This is a genomic window from Microbacterium sp. STF-2 (assembly GCF_034650155.1).
GTDB lineage: Bacteria > Actinomycetota > Actinomycetes > Actinomycetales > Microbacteriaceae > Microbacterium > Microbacterium maritypicum_A.
Genome location: NZ_JARKMW010000002.1, coordinates 431070 through 450343 on the forward strand (window position 1 = coordinate 431070; position 19274 = coordinate 450343).

General features: G+C 68.2%; 21 protein-coding genes. 5 read left to right on the top strand and 16 right to left on the bottom strand.

The window, feature by feature from the left end; all coding sequences use genetic code 11:
- Nucleotides 1-252 carry a carbon storage regulator CsrA gene (gene csrA / locus MicroSTF_RS15975; protein ID WP_029258637.1) on the top strand — a complete coding sequence of 84 codons (252 nt, stop codon included), beginning with the start codon at nt 1-3 and terminating at the stop codon, nt 250-252.
- 12 nt (nt 253-264) lie between these two features.
- Here csrA and MicroSTF_RS15980 read toward each other — a convergent pair whose 3' ends face one another.
- The 8 genes from MicroSTF_RS15980 to coaA form a co-directional block, all read right to left on the bottom strand.
- A complete protein-coding gene (locus MicroSTF_RS15980) occupies nt 265-1401 on the bottom strand; it encodes a hypothetical protein (protein ID WP_029258638.1) in 1137 nt (378 codons plus the stop codon).
- Nucleotides 1398-2996 carry a sensor histidine kinase gene (locus tag MicroSTF_RS15985; RefSeq protein WP_029258639.1) on the bottom strand — a complete coding sequence of 533 codons (1599 nt, stop codon included), beginning with the start codon at nt 2994-2996 and terminating at the stop codon, nt 1398-1400. The genes MicroSTF_RS15980 and MicroSTF_RS15985 overlap by 4 nt, the downstream gene beginning before the upstream one ends.
- Before the next feature lie 212 nt (nt 2997-3208).
- Nucleotides 3209-4051 carry a response regulator transcription factor gene (locus tag MicroSTF_RS15990; RefSeq protein ID WP_322957033.1) on the bottom strand — a complete coding sequence of 281 codons (843 nt, stop codon included), beginning with the start codon at nt 4049-4051 and terminating at the stop codon, nt 3209-3211.
- Entirely contained in the window at nt 4048-4530 is a 483-nt protein-coding gene (gene tsaE, locus MicroSTF_RS15995; protein ID WP_021198964.1) for a tRNA (adenosine(37)-N6)-threonylcarbamoyltransferase complex ATPase subunit type 1 TsaE, read from the bottom strand. Before tsaE ends, MicroSTF_RS15990 begins: the two co-directional genes overlap by 4 nt.
- Nucleotides 4527-5633, bottom strand: coding sequence for an alanine racemase (gene alr / locus MicroSTF_RS16000; RefSeq protein WP_297556793.1), 1107 nt, complete (start codon nt 5631-5633; stop codon nt 4527-4529). The genes tsaE and alr overlap by 4 nt, the downstream gene beginning before the upstream one ends.
- A complete protein-coding gene (locus MicroSTF_RS16005) occupies nt 5630-5989 on the bottom strand; it encodes a holo-ACP synthase (RefSeq protein ID WP_322957037.1) in 360 nt (119 codons plus the stop codon). The genes alr and MicroSTF_RS16005 overlap by 4 nt, the downstream gene beginning before the upstream one ends.
- A 95-nt stretch (nt 5990-6084) precedes the next feature.
- Nucleotides 6085-7932, bottom strand: coding sequence for a glutamine--fructose-6-phosphate transaminase (isomerizing) (glmS, locus tag MicroSTF_RS16010; RefSeq protein ID WP_029258644.1), 1848 nt, complete (start codon nt 7930-7932; stop codon nt 6085-6087).
- A gap of 74 nt (nt 7933-8006) precedes the next feature.
- A complete protein-coding gene (gene coaA / locus MicroSTF_RS16015) occupies nt 8007-8960 on the bottom strand; it encodes a type I pantothenate kinase (RefSeq protein WP_021198968.1) in 954 nt (317 codons plus the stop codon).
- A gap of 29 nt (nt 8961-8989) precedes the next feature.
- Here coaA and MicroSTF_RS16020 point away from each other — a divergent pair, with 29 nt between their 5' ends.
- A complete protein-coding gene (locus tag MicroSTF_RS16020) occupies nt 8990-9934 on the top strand; it encodes a Ppx/GppA phosphatase family protein (RefSeq protein ID WP_021198969.1) in 945 nt (314 codons plus the stop codon).
- A 199-nt stretch (nt 9935-10133) separates the two neighbouring features.
- Nucleotides 10134-11084, top strand: coding sequence for a helix-turn-helix domain-containing protein (locus MicroSTF_RS16025; RefSeq protein WP_322957041.1), 951 nt, complete (start codon nt 10134-10136; stop codon nt 11082-11084).
- 34 nt (nt 11085-11118) lie between these two features.
- Here the strand turns inward: MicroSTF_RS16025 and glmM are convergent, their stop codons facing one another.
- The 4 genes from glmM to MicroSTF_RS16045 form a co-directional block, all read right to left on the bottom strand.
- Nucleotides 11119-12477, bottom strand: a complete 1359-nt coding sequence (gene glmM / locus MicroSTF_RS16030) for a phosphoglucosamine mutase (protein WP_021198971.1) — start codon at nt 12475-12477, stop codon at nt 11119-11121.
- A gap of 14 nt (nt 12478-12491) precedes the next feature.
- Complete coding sequence (gene rpsI, locus MicroSTF_RS16035; protein ID WP_017828210.1) at nt 12492-12977, bottom strand: 30S ribosomal protein S9; 486 nt, start codon at nt 12975-12977, stop codon at nt 12492-12494.
- A 27-nt stretch (nt 12978-13004) separates the two neighbouring features.
- On the bottom strand, nt 13005-13451 hold the full coding sequence (gene rplM / locus MicroSTF_RS16040; RefSeq protein WP_017828209.1) for a 50S ribosomal protein L13: 447 nt from the start codon (nt 13449-13451) through the stop codon (nt 13005-13007).
- A 184-nt stretch (nt 13452-13635) separates the two neighbouring features.
- Complete coding sequence (locus tag MicroSTF_RS16045; protein ID WP_029258647.1) at nt 13636-14304, bottom strand: endonuclease/exonuclease/phosphatase family protein; 669 nt, start codon at nt 14302-14304, stop codon at nt 13636-13638.
- Nucleotides 14305-14543: 239 nt separating this feature from the next.
- Between MicroSTF_RS16045 and MicroSTF_RS16050 the strand changes: the two genes are divergently transcribed.
- Complete coding sequence (locus MicroSTF_RS16050; RefSeq protein ID WP_028501988.1) at nt 14544-14831, top strand: WXG100 family type VII secretion target; 288 nt, start codon at nt 14544-14546, stop codon at nt 14829-14831.
- Between the two features lie 120 nt (nt 14832-14951).
- Here MicroSTF_RS16050 and truA read toward each other — a convergent pair whose 3' ends face one another.
- From truA to MicroSTF_RS16070, 4 genes are all read right to left on the bottom strand, one after another.
- Nucleotides 14952-15806: a tRNA pseudouridine(38-40) synthase TruA gene (gene truA / locus MicroSTF_RS16055; RefSeq protein ID WP_322957056.1), complete on the bottom strand. Its 855-nt coding sequence runs from the start codon at nt 15804-15806 to the stop codon at nt 14952-14954.
- A gap of 43 nt (nt 15807-15849) precedes the next feature.
- Nucleotides 15850-16317, bottom strand: coding sequence for a ribonuclease E activity regulator RraA (gene rraA / locus MicroSTF_RS16060; protein WP_029259832.1), 468 nt, complete (start codon nt 16315-16317; stop codon nt 15850-15852).
- Nucleotides 16318-16319: 2 nt separating this feature from the next.
- The gene (locus MicroSTF_RS16065; RefSeq protein ID WP_021199044.1) at nt 16320-17861 is read right to left on the bottom strand and encodes an APC family permease; all 1542 of its coding nucleotides are present in this window, start codon (nt 17859-17861) and stop codon (nt 16320-16322) included.
- A gap of 99 nt (nt 17862-17960) precedes the next feature.
- Nucleotides 17961-18326 (bottom strand): winged helix-turn-helix transcriptional regulator, encoded by a 366-nt coding sequence (locus MicroSTF_RS16070; RefSeq protein ID WP_021199043.1) that lies wholly within the window; start codon nt 18324-18326, stop codon nt 17961-17963.
- A gap of 93 nt (nt 18327-18419) precedes the next feature.
- Between MicroSTF_RS16070 and MicroSTF_RS16075 the strand changes: the two genes are divergently transcribed.
- Nucleotides 18420-19268 carry an SDR family oxidoreductase gene (locus MicroSTF_RS16075; RefSeq protein ID WP_136025363.1) on the top strand — a complete coding sequence of 283 codons (849 nt, stop codon included), beginning with the start codon at nt 18420-18422 and terminating at the stop codon, nt 19266-19268.
- The last annotated feature ends 6 nt before the right edge of the window (nt 19269-19274 follow it).

Sequence of the window (19274 nt, forward strand, 5' to 3'; positions counted from 1 at the left end):
ATGCTGGTTTTGACGAGGCGGATCGGTGAGAGCGTGCGCATCGACGGCGACATCGAGATCACGCTGCTCGAGATCAAGGGCGACAGCGTGCGGATCGGCGTGAAGGCACCGCGCGAGACGCGCATCCAGCGCACCGAGATCATCGAGGCGGTCGTCGCCGAGAACGTGTCCGCCGCCGCGGAGACCGATGCCGAGGCCGAAGGAGCGATCGCCGCCGCCCTCGCGCGCGGCCGGGAATCCCGCCCCGCCTAGCCGGACATCTCCTCAGGCCGACGTGAGATCCGCCGCGGTGGCGCGCTTCCACTGATCGCCGCCGGCATCCCGCGCCCTGACCGCTGCTCTGCCCGCCGCGGCGACGAGGGCGTCGTAGTCGTAACCGACGACCGAGGCGGTCGCCCAGCCGATGCTCGCCGAGGATCGGATCCCGGTGACCGCCGTCTCCCTGTCGATCACCGAGATGCGGGTCAGGATCCCCCGCAGGTGGTGCCGGACCGACTCGTCGCCACCGCGGATGACGACGATCGCGCGACCGTCGGCGACCCGATCGGCGTCGGCCGACGCGGGGAGCCCCTCCTGGATGTCGTGATGGAAACGGTCGACGATCATGGCGAACGCGGAACCCGTCGACGCCTCCCGGAGGTCGGCCGGATCGTCGAGCCGGATGTCGAGGACCGACCACGGCAGGTCGTTCTGCGCCTCGGCCTTGCGGAGCCGGCGACGGGCGCGGTCGGCGATGTCATCGGCGTCCCTCGTCTTCTGCTCCGAACGCACCAGCAGCACCAGGGTGAACGCCGCGCACGTGCTCACCACCACCGTGCCGACGGCATTCATACCGCGCAGTGCGCTCAACTGCGCCTCGGTGCCGGCGCCACCGGAGACCAGGGCGGACACGGCGCTCACGACCGCCACCACGACGAAGCCGCATGAAGCGAGGGCCAGCGGCAGCACGATGTCCCTGACGGCCGGTCTGTCCCGCAGCAGCTCGTAGGCCACCAGGCCTGCGAAGACGGCGCTCCCGAGGAAGACGAGCTGGAACGAAGGCAGATACCAGACGCTGCCGGCCGTGGCCACCAGGAGCGTGGGAGAGACCAGGATGAAGACGACGACCGGCCACCAGCGCGCTCGCCGACCCAGGTGCATCCGCAGGCCGATCCAGACCAGCGGTTCGAAGCAGAGCATCAACGCGGAAGCGGCTCCGCGCAACACCGGTTCCTCGGTCTGCTGGCCCGCGAGCCAGAGGTAGGCCGCCAGCATCCCCAGGCCGAAGGCCGCTCCCCAGGTCACCGTCGCCTTCGACGGGCGGGCGAGGGTGCCGAGGCCCACGACCATCACCGTGAGCACGGTGACGACGGCCACCATGCTCGTCGTGATGTCGACGTTGACGGGGACGAGCGGGTTCACGTCTGCACCTCTTCCGGGGAACGCGGCGGGAAGCGGAGTGTCACCCGGGTGCCGACCGCGATCTCGCTGGAGACGTCGATGCTGCCCTCATGCGCGGCGACGATCTCGCGCACGATCCCCATTCCCAGTCCCGTGCCGCTGATGCCGGCACGCACAGCGCTCTCGGTGCGGAAGTAGGGCTCGAACACCCGTGACAGATCCTCCGGGGTCATCCCGAATCCGTCGTCGACGATCGTGACCTCCGCCTGACCCGTCGTGGCCGTCCCCAGACCGATTTCGATGCGCCCTCCTGCAGGGGTGTACTTGGCGGCGTTGCTGAGGAGGTTGTCGAGCACCTGCCGCAGCCGGAAGGGATCGCCCGAGATCACCAGGCGTGCGGCGCCCCCGATCCCGAGTTCCTGTCTGTTGCCGGCGATGACGGGTGCGTACGAGGCGGCCGCCGCCTCGACCACCTCGCGCAGATCGACCGGGGCGAACGGCTCCTGCGCGGAGCGGCTCGTCTGCTGCAGGATGCTCGAGACCAGGTCCTGCATCCGCTCACCCGCGTGCGCGATGATCTCGAGCTGCGCCGGCACGCGTCCCGGCAGGTCGTCGCGCTCGCGGAGCAGATCGACGTGACCGAGGATCGCGGTGAGCGGATTTCGCAGTTCATGGGAGACGACCGCATTGAAGGTGCGTCGTTCCTCGTCGACTTCGAGCAGCGCCGTCACGTCGTCGATCACGACGAGCGTGATGTCCTCGCCCTCTCCCGCGGTGGCCATCGGCTGTGTGCTCACCTCGAGCGCACGCCACTGTCCCGTGCCGTCGAACAGCCACACCCGTTCCGCCTGCAGCCGCTCGCCACCGGCGGCTCGGGCGAGCGAGGTGCGCGATGGCGGAAGCGCCGTGCCACGCCGCGCGTCGTACTCGACCGCGGCCGAGGGCAGAGCGGCACCGAAGCGATCACGACCGTAGAGCGTGCGGTAGGCGTCGTTCATCTGCAGGACGCGCCCGCCGGTCGTCACGACCACGAGCGCCACGCTCAGCGCGTCGACGATCTGCGTGACGCGTCGCTGGTTCGCCTCCGCCCGCTCGGCGGCGCGGTTGACCTGCTCGGAGCGGCGCTGCAGGAGGCGGCGCGCGGCGCGGGAGCGCTGCGCGCCGATGCGGACCGTCACCCCGAGGAAGCCCAGGGTGATCACGAGGGTGAGCAGCCGCAGCAGGATGTCGGCCGGGGCACCGCTCTGATCGGCGAACAGCACGAGAGTGGCGCTGATGAAGGCGATGCCTCCGAGCACCCAGGGCATCGTGAAGTAGCTGGCCAGCCACACGACGGGAAAGACCCAGAGGAACCCGAGGCGGAGGTCGGGCGCGTTGGTCGTGAAGCCCACGGCGAGCGCGTCCAGGAGCGGCACGACGGTGGCGGCCGTGCGCGGGAGCCGGTGCCACGGCAGCGCCAGGGTCATGAGCGTGGTGACGATCACGAGACCGACGCCGGCGACCACCAGTGGGTTGGCGAAGGTCTGCGGCTTGAACGCGGTGATCATCACGACGATCGCCACGATGCTGCCGGTGAAGACGAGCTGCCAGCGCCAGATAGACACAGTGCGGACCATCAGCGCTCACCCTCCCCCTCGAACCTCAGCTTTGCCGCAAGATTACTCAAAGATCGATGCAGCCCGCTCTTCAGGCGGCCTCGCACCCCTAGCATTCTGAGTGGGGGCCGATACTGCGACTGGGGAACAACGCAGACGCTGGGGCCACGCGAGTGGGGATTCGCAGGCAACCGGGGCCGTGGTTGGGGAACCACGGTCCCGCCCCGCGGCATTCACGGACCATCGGCCGGCGTGAGACGATAGCCGACGCCGCGCACCGTCTCGATGTAGCGCGGCTGCGTCGTGCTGTCGCGGAGCTTGCGCCGCAGATTGGCGATATGGGTCTCGATCGCCCGTTTGTCCGGCTCGCTCACGTACTCGTTCGAGCCCTCGGGTGCCCCGCGCAACCCTCGCGCGAGATCGGCTTTGCTGCGCACGCGGAGCCCGGCCTCGAGCAGCATCGCGAGCAGGTCGAACTCGGTCGGCGTGAGGTCGATGCGCCGCTGCCCGATCAGGACCATCCGTGTGTCGAGGTCGAGGCTGAGATCCCGATGGACACGGCCCCGCCAGGTGAGGACGGTGGCACCGTCTGCCGCCGGGTCGGGCTCGACCGCCGCTCGTCCGGTCTCCGGGAGCCGGGGAAGCACGGAGCGGGGTTCGGAAGGGTGGGGTTCCGAGGGGCGGGGATCGGCGACGCGGGGGCGCCGCAGCAGCGCCTCGATGCGCGCACGCAGTTCGCGCGGACGGAACGGCTTCACCAGATACTCGTCTGCTCCCGACGTGAGGCCGAGGACCACGTCGGATTCCTCGGAGAGCGCGGAGAGCATGATGATGAAGGTGTCGCTGATCCGCCGGATGCGTCGTGCGACCTCGAAGCCGTCGATGCCGGGGAGATTGATGTCGAGCGTCGTGATCACCGGCTGGTGCTGCTCGATGGCCGCGAGCCCCTCCAACCCGGAACCGGTGAGGATCGTCTCGAAACCGGCGGCGAGGAACACCTCTTCCAGGAGGGATCGCACATCGGGGTCGTCCTCGACGATCACGGCGACGAGAGCGCGATCCACGGCCGGGGTCATACGATGCTCTCTCGCACGATCGTGACGATCCTCGGCGCGTCGGCGTCGAGCTCCGACGGGTCCAGATCGGAGGATCCGACCGGGCGCTCCACCTCGACATCCCACCACGAGTCGGCCAGTTCCTCGGCCATACCGCGTCCCCACTCCACCACCACGACCGATCGCTCGAGGTCGAGATCGAGGTCGTCGAGCTCCGCGGCGGAACCGAGCCGGTAGGCGTCGACATGCACGAGTGGCGCACCGCCGACCAGCGAGGGATGCGTGCGGGCTATGACGAAGGTCGGACTCTGCACGGGACCGCGCACTCCGAGCCCCTCGGCGAGGCCGCGCGTGAACGTGGTCTTCCCCGCGCCCAGCGGGCCCGTCAGGACGAGCAGGTCGCCGGCTTCCAGCTGTTCCCCGATCCGCACGCCCAACTGCTCCATCGCGTCGGCGGTCGCGATCTCTCGTCGGCCGAGGAACGCAGGGTCCACGCTCACGAGGTCCGCCGGGGGACGCGCGGACCGATGCGGGTGACGATCTCGTAGTTGATGGTGTCGGCGGCATCCGCCCAGTCCGTCGCGGACGGTACGCCGAGGGTGGGGTCGCCGAACAGGACCACCTCATCGCCGATCGAGACCGGAGCGTCGCCGACGTCGACGACGAACTGGTCCATCGCGATGCGCCCCACATTCACGAACCGGCGTCCGCCGATCGAGACCGGGAGCTTTCCCGATGCGTTCCGCGGCACCCCGTCGGCGTATCCGAGAGGCACCAGGACCAACGTCGTGTCGCGGTCGGTGCGATGGTCGTAGCCGTAGGAGACGCCGGTTCCTGCTGGCACTCTGCGGACGGCGGCGATCGCACCGCGGAGCGTCATCGCGGGGCGCAGACCGAGCTCCGCGGAGCTGCGGTCGTCGAACGGCGAGAGGCCGAAGAGTCCGACGCCGATGCGCACCGCGTCGAGGCGCATCTCCGGCAGGTCGATGGCGGCGGCCGTCGCAGCGATGTGCCGGATCTCGGGGCGGATGCCGAAAGCCGCCGCCGCGGCGACGCCTTCCTCGAACTTCGCGAGCGCAGCTCTGTCGTCGTCGACCGACGTGTTGGAGAGGTGACTGAACAGCCCGACGATGCGCAGTCGTCCGATGCGCTCGAGGCGCGCGGCCTCGGCCAGCACGCGGCCCCAGTCGGCGGGGGCGATGCCGTTGCGCGACAGCCCGGTCTCGAACTTCAGGTGCACGCCGACCGGACGGTCGACCGCGGCGGCAGCTCCGGCTGCCTCGAGCTGGTCGAACGACGAGATCCCCACCTCGATGTCCTGCGCGGCGGCGTGCTCGAATCGTTCCCCCGGCGCGTGCAGCCACGCCATGATCGGTGCACGCACGCCCTGTCGGCGCAGTTCGAGCGCCTCGGGGATCTCGGCGACGCCGACGCGGGTGGCACCGGCGGAGAGCGCCGCGACGGCCGCCGCCGCCGCGCCGTGGCCGTAGGCGTTGGCCTTCACAATGGCGATCACCTCGACCCCGGTGAGTCGTCGGAAATGACGCACGTTGTCGGCGATCGCGTCGAGATCGATGGTCGCTTCGCGGAACGGGACGGTCACAGCGGTGCTCCTTCGGCGACGACGAACGCTGCGGCGAGACCGGCGTCGTGGGTGAGTGTCAGATGCAGCGTCAGGATGCCGCGTTCCTCGACGACGGCGGCCGTCGAGCCGGAGAGCACGAAATGCGGGCGACCCGACGGCTCCGACGCGATCTCGATCTCGCTCCAGTGCACGCCGTCCGAGCCACCGAGCGCCTTGATCAGCGCCTCCTTGGCCGCGTAGCGGGCGGCGAGGGACGGAAGGCGGAGGGTGCGCTCCGACGGGGCGAAGAGCCGTTCGCGCAATCGCGGCGTCCGTGCCATCGTCCGCTCGAATCGCGGGATGTCCACGAGGTCGATTCCGGTGCCGATGATCACCCGTTCAGCCTACCGAGCCTGATTCCGGTTGAAATCGCCCAAATGGCTCCGTTTCCACTGGAAACGAAGCCATTCGCGCGATTCGAAGGGCGGGTCTACTCGACCGTGACCGACTTGGCGAGGTTGCGCGGCTGGTCGACGTCGAGGCCCTTCGCCGTGGCCAGCGCCATCGCGAAGATCTGCAGCGGCACGACGGCGAGCAGCGGCTCGAACATCGCTCCGGCGAGCGGGATGTGGATGACCTCGTCGGCGAACGGCAGCACGGCGGCGTCGCCCTCCTCGGCGATCACGATCACCCGGGCACCGCGCGCGCGGATCTCCTGGATGTTCGAGACGACCTTGGAGTGCACGAGCGCGGAGTGGCGCGGCGACGGAACCAGCACGAACACCGGCTGCCCGGGTTCGATCAGTGCGATCGGTCCGTGCTTGAGCTCGCCGGCGGCGAAGCCCTCGGCGTGGATGTAGGAGATCTCCTTGAGCTTGAGAGCACCTTCGAGGGCGATCGGGTACCCGACGTGGCGTCCCAGGAACAGCACCGAGCGGGTGTCGGCCATCCACCCGGCGAGCTGGGTGACGTGCTCCTGCTCGCTCTCGAGCACCTTGGCGATCTTCTCGGGAAGAGCAGCGAGTTCGTCGACGTCGACCGAGGCATCGGCGACCGCACCGCGCACCCGGCCCATGTGCAGGCCCAGCAGCAGGAGCGCGGTGATCTGCGCGGAGAACGCCTTGGTCGAGGCCACGGCGACCTCGGGGCCGGCATGGGTGTACACGACGGCATCCGACTCGCGCGGGATCGTGGCGCCCTGCGTGTTGCAGATCGACAGGGTGCGCGCACCGCGTTCCCTGGCGTACTTCACGGCCATCAGGGTGTCCATGGTCTCGCCCGACTGGCTGATCGACACGACGAGGGTGTCGGCGCCGATCACGGGGTCGCGGTAGCGGAACTCGTGGGCGAGCTCCACGTCGACGGCGACACGTGCCCACTGCTCGATCGCGTACTTGCCCACCAACGCCGCGTATGACGCCGTGCCGCAGGCGGTGATGATCACGCGGTTGATACCCACGAAGAGCTCGTCCAGTCCGTCGAGCTCCGGGATGACGACCTGTCCGTCGTGGATGCGACCGCGGATGGTGTTGGCGACGGCCTCGGGCTGCTCTGCGACCTCCTTGGCCATGAAGCTCGACCATCCGCCCTTCTCGGCAGCGGCGGCATCCCACGACACGTCGAACGGCTCGGGCTCGACGGGCGTACCGGCGAAGTCCATCACGGTGACGGCGTCGGGGGTGATCGAGACGATCTGATCCTGGCCGATCGCAAGCGCCTTGCGCGTGTGCTCGATGAACGCGGCGACGTCGGAGCCGAGGAAGTTCTCGCCTTCACCGAGTCCGATCACGAGCGGGGAGTTGCGGCGGGCGCCGACCACCAGACCGGGGTGGTCCTGGTGCATCGCCAGCAGGGTGAACGCACCTTCGAGGCGGTTCACGACGCTGCGGAAGGCGAGCTGCAGGTCGCCGCCGTTGCCGGCGTACTCGCGTCCGAGGAGCGCAGCAGCGACCTCGGTGTCGGTCTCACTGCGGAACACGACGCCGTCGGCGAGGAGCTCGTCGCGCAGTGCGGCGAAGTTCTCGATGATGCCGTTGTGGATGACGGCGAGCTTGTCGTCGTCGGCAAGGTGCGGGTGCGCGTTGCCGTCGGTCGGTCCTCCGTGGGTCGCCCAGCGGGTGTGCCCGATGCCGGTCGACCCGTCAGGAAGCGGCGCGTCGGCGAGCGAATCGCGCAGCACGGCGAGCTTTCCCGCCTTCTTGCGCATGCCGAGCGAGCCGCCGCCATCGATGACGGCGACACCCGCCGAGTCGTATCCGCGGTACTCCAGGCGTGCGAGGCCTGCGAGAAGGATGTCCTGGCTGGGGCGCGGGCCCACGTATCCGACGATTCCACACATGCGATCAAGAGTAAGACGAGTTTTTTGCGAGTCGTCCGTACATTCTTCCGCCCCGTCGCGGGTCGCACGCGGGGTCAGAGCTTGCGCAGCAGCACCGTCTCGACATCGTGGTCGGCACCCTTGCGCAGCACCAGGCGCGCGCGGTGCCTGGTGGGCATCACGTTCTCGATGAGGTTGGGCATGTTGATCTCGTTCCAGTAGCCGAGAGCCGTCGTGATCGCCTCGTCGTCCGTGAGGTGCGCGAACACGTTGAAGTAGGACGAGGGGTTGCTGAAGGCCGCCTGCCGGAGTGCGAGGAAGCGGTCGACGTACCACTTCTCGATATGCGACGTATCGGCGTCGACGAAGATCGAGAAGTCGAACAGGTCGCTCACGGCGACATCGTTCGGAGCCGGCGGCGGCTGCAGCACGTTCAGCCCCTCCACGATGACGACGTCGGGGCGACGCACTACGACGTTCGCGTCCGGCACGATGTCGTAGCGCATGTGCGAGTAGAACGGGGCGCGCACCTCGGTGGCACCGCTCTTGACCTCGGTGAGGAACTCGATCAGCGCGCGGCGGTCGTACGACTCGGGGAAACCCTTGCGGTCCATGATCCCGCGGCGCTCGAGCTCGGCGTTCGGGTACAGGAAGCCATCCGTGGTGACCAGCTCCACCCGCGGCGTCCCCGGCCAACGGCTCATGAGCTCGCGCAGCAGACGGGCGATGGTCGACTTGCCCACCGCCACGGAACCGGCCACGCCTACGACGAACGGCGTCGTGGTGTCGTCCTCCTGGAGGAAGGAGGAGGTCGCCGCCCCCAGCCGTTTCGTCGCCGTGGCGTACAGGCTCAGCAGGCGGCTCAGGGGCAGGTACACCTCGCGTACCTCGGTGAGCGAGAGACGGTCCCCGATACCGCGGAGCTCGACGACCTCGGTCTCGGTGAGCGGCTGGTCGAGCCCGGCCGCGAGCCGCGCCCATTCCGCGCGTCCGATCTCCCGATAGGGCGACAGCGGCAGTGTGGGGTCGGCGGTGGTCACGGAGTACATCGTATCCGGGGGGCGAGTAGTCTCTTCCCGTGCGCCTGGGAGTCCTCGACATCGGATCCAACACCGTCCACATGCTCGCTGCCGACGTCCGTCCCGGTGGACGGCCGCTCGCGACGACGAGCGATAGGACGGTGCTGCGCCTCATGCGCTATCTCACCCCCGACGGCTCCATCTCGGAGGAGGGCGTCGCCGCGCTCGAGGAAGCGGTCGCGCAGGCACGGCGTGTGGCCGAGAGCGAGCGTGTCGACGCGCTGCTGGCCACCGCGACGAGCGCGGTTCGCGACGCGCGCAATGGCAGCGAGGTCATCGCCCGTATCGAAGCAGCCCTCGGCCAGCCGTTGCAGGTGCTCGACGGTGAGACCGAGGCAGAGCTGACGTTCCTCGCGGTACGGCGCTGGTTCGGCTGGTCCGCCGGTCAGATCCTGCTCCTCGACATCGGCGGCGGCTCGCTGGAGATCGCCGCCGGCGCGGAGGAGATGCCGGACGCGGCCGCGTCCGTTCCGCTCGGCGCCGGACGCATGACGGTGCAGTTCCTGCCGCACGATCCTCCGGGCGAGGCCGAGGTGGAGCGGCTGCGCGCGCACGCGACGACAACCTTGGCCGATGTGCTGCCGCGGTTCGTCGCCCTCCCCCGCCCAGACCATGTCGTCGGATCGTCGAAGGCGATCCGCTCCCTTGCCCGCCTGGTCGGCTACCCGGTACCGGGATGGTCGGGAAGCGAGCGGATGCTGCTCCCCCGCGCCTCCCTCGGGTCGTGGATCCCGCGCCTCGCACGCCTTCCCGCCTCCGCGCGGCAGGAGCTGCCGGGCATCACTCCGGACCGGACGTTCCAGATCGTGGCCGCCGCGGTCTCTCTGCATACGGCGATGACGGCCCTCGACGTCGACGAGCTCGAAGTGTCGCCATGGGCTCTGCGCGAAGGCGTGCTGCTGAGGTACATCGAACAGCTCAGCTGGTCCGCCTCTCGAACCTGAGCGGCGTCCGCCCCTCGAACATGAGCGGAGGACGACGCGGCACGAACACGCCCTGTTGCCGCGTACCTCCGTGCGGGTATCCTCTGACGAAGCGAGCACCTCTCCCGCGGTCGCAGACCGCTGGCGGGAGGTACGAGCCCGGCGAGCCGACCTCATCGTTCGGCGCCGCCCATCGATCATCGGCGTCGGGGGGTGCTGAGTGAATCCGGGAGAGGCATTGGCCATCGGCTCGGCCGAACTGATCTCGCACGGCGTACGCGCAGTCGACGATCCGGCGACGATCCGCGCGACGCGGCGGACGCCCGGGCCTGTGATCCTGCTGTCGATGCAGGGCACGGCGACCGAACTGGCGATCGACACCACCACCGCGCACCCGCACCACGCCGTCTTCGCCTTCGTGGAGGCAGGGGGAATCTCGGCGAAGGAGCAGCACGGCCCGTGGGTGCCGCTCGGCAACGGGCTCGTGATCGCCCCGCCCGGGATCGACCAACGTGTTCAGTGCGACGGTGCCTGGCGCATCATCGCCGCCTATGTTCCCCGCTCCGCGCTCGGGGCGTTCGTCGCGACGCTGCCCGCCACCAGTCGAGTCCTCGAAGAGCGGCGCCCGTTGGATCGCGCCATGCAGGCGTTCATCGAGCAGGTCCTCACCGTCGACGACGACGCGACGGCGATCGAGCGATATGCCATGGAGCATCTGATCGTGGAGATGAGCGGAGCGATCCTGCTCGACCGCGTCGACACGGCGTCCCCGCAACGCTCTCCCCACGCCGCGCTGCGCGACCGCGCCATCGCCGTGATCGCACAGCAGTGCGGCGACCCGGCGTTGAATCCTGACCTCGTCGCCCGCGAGGTTCAGGTCTCCCTCCGTCAGCTCCAGCTGGTCTTCGCCGAAGTGGAGAACAGTGTGGCCGGCGAGATCAGACACCAGCGCGCGCGCCGCGCCCGATCGCTTCTCATCGACAGCCGTTTCGATGCGCTGAGCATCGAGCAGGTGTCCCAGCGCTCCGGCTTCCATTCCCCCATCAGCCTCCGTCGCGCGCTCCAGGAGGACTACGGAGCCACGCCGCGGGCACTGCGCGCCCACAGCGGCACAGGATCGCAGAGCGACACGGGATCACGGAGCGGCGAACGCGAGACGGCCGATCGCTGAGATCAGCGATCGGCCGTCGTAGCGTCAGGTCAGGTCAGAGCGACAGACGCTCTTGGACCACCTCTGCGAGGCGTCCGGCGTACGCATGCACGGATTCGGCATCGGCCGCCTCCACCATCACGCGCACCAACGGCTCGGTGCCGGACTTGCGCAGCAGCACCCGTCCGGAGTCGCCCAGCTCGGACTCGATGTCACGGACGGCTTGCTGCACGACCTCGTCATCGGACACGCGATCCTTGTCCACGTCGCGCACGTTGATGAGAACCTGCGGGTAGACCGTCATCACCGAGGCGAGCTCAGCGATCGACTTCTTCTGCCGCGCCATCTCGGCCACCAGGTGGAGGCCGGTGAGGATTCCGTCGCCTGTCGTGGCGTACTCGCTCATGATGACGTGACCGGACTGCTCACCGCCGAGGGCGTACCCGCCCTCGTTCATGTCCTCGAGCACGTAACGGTCTCCGACGGCCGTCTGACGCACGGTGATCCCGTGCTCGCGCATGGCGACATGCAGACCGAGATTGCTCATCACCGTGGCGACCAGCGTGTCGTCCGTGAGGTGGCCGCGCTCCTTCATGGACACTGCGAGGATGGCCATGATCTGGTCGCCGTCGATGTGATTGCCCTCGGCGTCCACGGCGAGGCAGCGGTCGGCGTCGCCGTCGTGAGCGATGCCGATGTCGGCCCCGAGACGCACGACGGCCTCGGCCAGGTTGTCCAGGTGAGTCGAGCCGACACCGTCGTTGATGTTCCAGCCGTCAGGGTCGGCACCGATCACGGTGACCTCTGCTCCCGCATCGCGGAATGTCTCCGGAGAGACACCGGAGGCCGCGCCATGGGCGCAGTCGAGCACCACGTGGATGCCGTCCAGCCGGTTCGGGAGCGATCCGAGAAGATGCACCACGTAGCGGTCCTCCGCGTCGGAGAACCGGTCGATGCGACCGACGCCGGCACCCGTCGGGCGCAGCTTGTCGCCGGTCAGCGCTTCTTCGATGCGCAACTCGACCACGTCAGGGAGCTTGCGTCCTCCGCGGGCGAAGATCTTGATGCCGTTGTCGGGCGCAGCGTTGTGCGACGCCGAGATCATCACGCCGAAATCGGCATCGCGATCGGCGACGAGGAACGCGAGAGCGGGCGTCGGGATGACTCCCGCCTCGAGCACGTCGACTCCGGAAGAGGCGAGACCCGCGGCGACGGCCGCGGCGATGAAATGTCCGGAGACCCGGGGGTCCCGGGCGACCACTGCGGTGAGTCGCTTGCCTTCGGCTTTGCGAGCCTCCGCAGTACGGCCCTGGCCCAGGACGACAGCAGTCGCCTGGGCCAGGGTGAGCGCCAGGTCGGCGGTGAGGGTGCCATTGGCGAGTCCTCGCACACCGTCCGTGCCAAAGATCGGCATCGGAGCAGTTGACCTTAACGCTTCGAGTACTGAGGCGCCTTACGGGCCTTCTTGAGTCCAGCCTTCTTGCGCTCCTTGACACGGGCGTCGCGCGAGAGGAAGCCGGCCTTCTTCAGGGTCGGACGGTTGTTCTCCTCGTCGATGCCGTTCAGCGAACGGGCGATTCCGAGGCGAAGCGCACCGGCCTGACCCGAGGGGCCTCCGCCGGAGATGCGTGCGATGACGTCGTACGCACCAGCGAGGTTCAGCACGGTGAACGGGTCGTTGATCAGCTGCTGGTGCAGCTTGTTCGGGAAGTAGTCCTCGATCGTGCGGCCGTTGACCGTGATCGTGCCCGAGCCGGGGACGATGCGCACGCGGGCGATGGCCTGCTTGCGACGGCCGACAGCGGCGCCCGGGACGCTGAGGACGGGGCGGGGAGCCGCCTCGACCACGTCGGTCTCGGGAGTCGACGTCGAGAAGTTCTGGGGGGTTTCGGTGGTGTCCTGGATGTCAGCCACGAGTATGTCCTTAAGTCTTTACGGCGCTTACTGGGCGACCTGGTCGAGGGTGTACGGCGTCGGCTGCTGTGCGGCGTGCGGGTGCTCGGCACCGACATACACCTTGAGCTTGGACAGCTGCTGGCGGCCGATGCTGTTCTTGGGGAGCATGCCACGGATGGCCTTCTCGACAGCGCGGACCGGGTTCTTCTCGAGGAGCTCGGCGTAGGTGACCGACTTCAGGCCGCCCGGGTAACCGGAGTGGCGGTAGGCCATCTTCTTCTGGAGCTTCTGACCCGTGAGCGCGACCTTCTCCGCGTTCACGATGATGACGAAGTCACCCGAGTCGATGTGGTTGGCGAAGGTCGGCTTGTGCTTGCCACGCAGGAGCGTTGCGGCGTGCGAGGCCAGACGGCCGAGAACGACGTCAGTGGCGTCGATGACGACCCAATCGCGCTGGACTTCGCCAGCCTTGGGGGTGTAAGTGCGCGTCACGATAGTGCTGCTTTCTTGTGTCGAACGGAGAAGTTCGTGAATCCCACTCCGGGGTGGTTCTTCCCGACAGGGAGGAACACGCCAGTGGAGGGCTCACGTTCGGACGATGCCCCTTCTCCGCGGACGGGGAAAGGCACCAAAGAGAAATCATACGCCACGCCGTGCGTATGCCCAAACCCTGGCCTCAGTCGGGCTTGACCGTGACGAGGATGGGACGGTGATCGCTCGCGCCCTGCGGGAGAGTCGTGATGCGTTCGATCTCGAAGCCGGTCGACGTGGCGAAGTCGTAGTGCCCCCGGAACACGCGGTAGCGCGTATACGTGTGGTCGTCGCTGAGCGACAGCGCATACCCGTGCTCTCGAACGGCCTGACCGAGGTTCTCCTTGAAGATCGGATAGTTGTAGTCCCCGACCATCAACTGCGGCAGTCCCTCGCCGAGCGCAGCGAGCTCGCTGAGGGCGGCGCGGATCTGGTGACGTCGCAACGAGTTCAACGCGGTCAGCGGCGCGGCATGGAAGGAGGCGACGATGAAGTCCTGGCCATCGTCGATGTCGCGCAATCGTGCGCCGAGGACGCGCTCGTGCGCCGGCTTCGCGATGCGGTCGTGCAACGACTTCTTGAGGCCGAGCATGCGGATCGCCTGCAGATGGAATGTGCTCGCTCGATAGAAGAGCGCAAGCCCGAGACGATTGCCCTGCGTGGCGTCAGCCAGCACGAGGTCGCCGATCTGCGCGGGCAGCTCCGGAACATCGCACTCCTGCAGGCAGAGGACGTCGGGATCGTGCGCACGCACGAGCGCGGCGAGTTCGCCGGCTGCCCGGTGCTTCTGGAGGTTGTACGAGATGACCTTCATGATCGTTCCCACGCTACTCCCGACCGCTGTGCGTGGGCTCCGCGCAGCCGCCCGACGGCGTGTCCTGGACGTGATCGGTACCGGCGCCCGCGCCGATGAGGGCGCCGGTACCGACACGCATCGAGCCCTGTGCGGGGATGGGGAGTTGTCCCCATCGACGGTGTTCGTGGGTGCGCCGTAGGGTAGGTGTTGTTCGGGCCGGAGGGGTCCGGTTCTCTCGATTGGCGGAGGTGTGGACGATGGCCGATTTCGGTGCGTCTTATGCGGAGATGGAGCAGGTGGCGTCGTCGCTGTCGCAGGCTCGTGATGACATTCAGGGTCAGTTGGACACGTTGAAGGGTCAGGTGGACACTCTTCTGGGTGAGGACTTCAAGACGCAGCATGCGTCGGGGAAGTTCGGTGAGGGGTACACGGAGTTGACGACGGGTCTGAAGACCGCGGTCGATGGCATCAACGACATGTCCGAGTCGCTGTTGGGCATGATGCGGGCGATCCAGGACCTGGACCAGCAGCTCGCCGGCAGCTGACACACGGCACGGTTTCACGAAGAGGGTCGACCACGACGGTCGGCCCTCTTCGTCGTATACGCCGCTCTCACACCGAGTGTCCGCGCGGGAGGTCGAGTGCTGCTGGGCGCGCCGACGCCTTCAGTCGCTGCCACGCGTGTCATCGCGTCGCGCGCGGGTCTGCTCCGCCCGCGCCGAGAGCAGCGCGTCGGCCGGATACCCGACCTCGGTGAGGATCAGGCCTCGCGCGGCCAGCACCTTGAACTCGCTCGTCCTCGTCAGCGCGTCACGCAGCACCACCAGGTCGTCCACATCGAGACGCCGCTCCCCCACCGCCACGCAGGCGCCGACCAGTGCGCGCACCATGCTGTGGCAGAACGCGTCGGCCTTGACCTCCGCCACGAGCACGCCATCGGCATCGCGCTCCCAGCGGTAGTCGAGCAGGGTGCGGATCGTCGTCGCCCCTTCCCTGGGCTTGCAGTACGCCGCGAAGTCGTGCAGCCCGATGAGCGTACGCGCGGCGGCATCCATCGCCTGCTCGTCGAGCCGCCCGCGAACCGTGGTCGTGTCGTGGCGGCGCAGCGGATCGAAACCGGCCTGCGCGTCGGCGAGACGGTATCGGTAGCGACGCCACACCGCAGAGAATCGGGCGTCGAACCCCTCCGGGGCGATCGACGTCCGCGTGACCGTGACGTCGGAGTAGGCGCCGAGCACGCCCCTCATGCGACCGGCGATGGTCTCCGCGGGCTCCAGCGGCGCGCGTCCCTGCCGGGCCTCGATGCGCGCCCACTGTCTCTCATCCAGGTCGACGTGCGCGACCTGGCCGCTTGCGTGCACACCGGCGTCGGTGCGCCCCGCGACCACGAACTGCACGTCGGATCCGACGATCCGGGCGAGCGCGGCCTCCAGCGTGCCCTGCACGGTGCGGAGAGTCGGCTGCTTCGCCCACCCGCGGAAGTGGGTGCCGTCGTAGGCGATGTCGAGCCGGATGCGCACGGAGCAAGCCTAGGACACACACTTCTCCTCCACCGGTCGCCCCTCAGCGTTCGACGAGGATCCCGTCCTCATCGCTGTAGAGGTGGGCCCCGGGCCGGAACACCACTCCGGCGATCACGAGCGTCACGTCGCGCTCACCCGCGCCGAGCTTGGCGCTCTTGCGCGGATTGGTGCCCAGAGCCTTCACCCCGAGGTCGAGCGCGTCGATGGCGACGCTGTCCCGGATCGCCCCGTTGATGACCACGCCCGCCCACCCGCTCGCAACGGCCGATGCCGCGATCAGATCGCCCATGAGCGCCGTCTCGAGCGATCCGGCGCCATCGACGACGAGCACGGCCCCCTCGCCGGGGCTCGCGAGGACGGACTTCACGATCGCATTGTCCTCGAAGCAGCGGACGGTACGGATCGGCCCGTCGAATGCCGTTCTGCGCCCGAACGAGCGCAACTGCAGCGAAAGGGATTGGATCCCCTCTCCGAGCTGGTCGTAGAGGTCGGCCGTCGCGACCGGCATCCTCAGATGCCTCCGTCGATCGAACGGATCGTCACCGCAGGCTCGTCCGGCACCATCACCTCGGTCTCGCGGTTCAGGCTCTCGCCGCGGAAGAACCGCTTCGACCGCGGGAACAGGTACCAGACGAACATCAGCACCAGGCCGAAGGCCAGCGATCCGACACCGATGACGAAAGTGCCGCCGATGCCGAACAGCACCGTGTAGCCGTAGTCGACGTCCCACATGTCGATCGCCGACTGGAGGAACGCCCACGTGAGCATGAGTCCGCCCAGCAACGGGAACAGGCCCTTGAAGAAGAACTCGCGGGCGGACGACGTCAGGTCCTTGCGGAAGTACCACACGCAGGCGAAGCCGGTGATGGCGTAGTAGAACGCGATCGCGAGACCGAGCGAGAGGATCGAGTCCTGAAGGATGTTGTCGCTGATCAGCGTCATCCCGACGTAGTAGACGGAGGCGACCACTCCCATGACGATCGTCGAGAACGACGGGGTCTTGTAGGTCGGGTGCACGTCCTTGAACTTCGCGGGCAGGGCACGGTAGACACCCATCGCGAGTGTGCCGCGGGCCGTCGGCAGGATCGTGGTCTGGGTCGACGAGATCGCCGAGATGATCACCGAGACCACCAGCACCCATCCGAACGGGCCGAGCAGCCCGTCCTTGATCGCCAAGAAGAAGTCGTCGGCGTTCGCCTCGTTGCCCAGGCCCGTGCCGTCCTCGCCGAGACCCGCGTACATCATGGCCGCGATGGTCACGGCGACGTAGGTGAACAGCAGGATCACGGTCGTCAGCAGCGCGGCACGACCCGGGATGCGCTTCGGGTCCTTGGTCTCCTCGTTGAGAGCGAGGCAGGTGTCCCATCCCCAGTAGATGAACAGCGCGAGCAGGATGGCCTCGGTGAAGCCCGACCAGTCGGTGAACGCGAACGGGTTCATCCACTCCCAGTCGAAGGGGGTCGGGTTCGGGGCGGTGCCGGCGAAGAACTGCCACAGCGCCGCGACGACGAAGATCGCGAGCGCCAGGTACTGGATCCCGAGCAGGATGTTCTGGATGCGCTCGCCGATCTCGACCCCGCGCCAGCTGACCCACGTCATCGCCGCGATGAAGAGCACGGCGACGACCACGACGCGCCAGTCGTTGTTCTCGAGGTCCTGTCCGATCAGCGACCAGAAGTAGACCGAGGCGATCTGGGCGAGGTTGGCGAGCACGACCATGCCGGCGACCGCGACACCCCAACCGCCCATCCATCCCACCCAGGGGCCGAACGCCTTGGTCCCCCAGGTGAAGGTCGTGCCGCAGTCGGGCACCGCGTTGTTCAGCTCGCGATAGGCGAAGGCGATCAGGAGCATCGGGACGAAGGCGATGATGAAGGCGATCGGAGCCTGCGCGCCGACGGCGAGCACCACGAAACCGAGCGTCGCGACCAGCGAGTAGACCGGGGCCGTCGAGGCGAGACCGATGACGGTCGACCCCCAGAGTCCCAGTGTTCCCGCAGCCAGACCCTTGCCGTCGGGTCGTTCCAGATGAATCGGCGTCGTTGCTGCCATGTCAGAACAGTAGAGCCACCACGGTTATCGCGTCAATGGGTTTCTTCGACCATCTGAATCCGAAGCACAAGATGCGCCTTGACGACGGATTCCGTCGATTCAGGTCCTTTCGAGCATGGCGTCAGCATGATCGGCCACCCACTCCATCAGGGGCAGCATCCGCTCCATCAGATCGCGACCGAGCGGCGTCAGGCTGTACTCCACGTGCGGGGGCACGGTCGGGAGCGATTCCCGGTGGACCAACCCGTCGTCCGCGAGCGTGCGCAGAGTGGACGCGAGCATCTTCTCACTGATCCCGCCGACCTCCCGACGCAGCGCACCCCAACGGTGGGTGCCATCGGACAGGCAGGAGAGCACGAGAACTCCCCACTTGCTCATGATGTGATCGAGGACGACCCGCGTTCCACAATTCTGATCGAAGACGAATGGAGTCGATTCCTTTATCTGCGCGAAACTAACCGTCATGTGGGTACCTTACTTCAAAGTGGGTACCGTCGGATTGGAATGCCGGACGCCCACCCCGGGGTTGTCGAGGGTGTCACCTAAGAAAGGACCCTCATGACCATCCTCGTCACCGGCGCCACCGGCAACCTCGGCCGCCTCATCATCGCCAGCCTGCTCGAGCGCGGAGCCGCTCCGCAGTCGATCGTCGCCGGAGCCCGCGACACGGCCAAGGCCGCTGATCTCGGCGTGCGCGTCGTCCCCCTCGACTACACCGACCCCGCATCCGTCGCCGCTGCCGTCGAGGGTGTCGACACCGTCGTGCTGGTATCCGGATCCGAGGTCGGCCAGCGCGTCGCACAGCACCAGGCGGTCATCGAGGCCGCCAAGGCCGCCGGCGTCTCCAAGTTCGTCTACACGAGCGCCCCGAAGGCGACCACGAGCGACCTGATCCTGGCGCCGGAGCACAAGGCGACCGAAGAGCTCATCGCGGCCGCGGGACTGCCCGCGGTGATCCTCCGCAACAACTGGTACACCGAGAACTACGCCGCCGACCTCGCGCGCGCCGCCGAGACGGGCGTGCTCGCCGCCGGCGCCGGCGACGGACGTGTCGCCTCGGCGAGCCGCAAGGACTTCGCCGAAGCCGCGGCCGCAGTGGCGCTCGAGGACGGGCACATCGGCGAGGTCTACGAGCTGGGCGGCGACGTCGCCTGGAACTACTCCGACCTCGCCGCGGCGTTCGCCGAGGTGACGGGACGAGGGGTCTCGTACGTCCCGCTCGGCTTCGACGACCAGATCGCCGCGCTCCGCGGCGCCGGCCTCGACGAGGGTACGGCCGGATTCGTCGCTGCGCTCGACGCCGGAATCAAGAACGGCGCCCTCGGCGACACCGACGGCACGCTCGCACGTCTGATCGGCCGCCCGACGACCCCGCTCGTCGAGGGGCTGCGCGCCGCCTCCGCCTGATCCCGC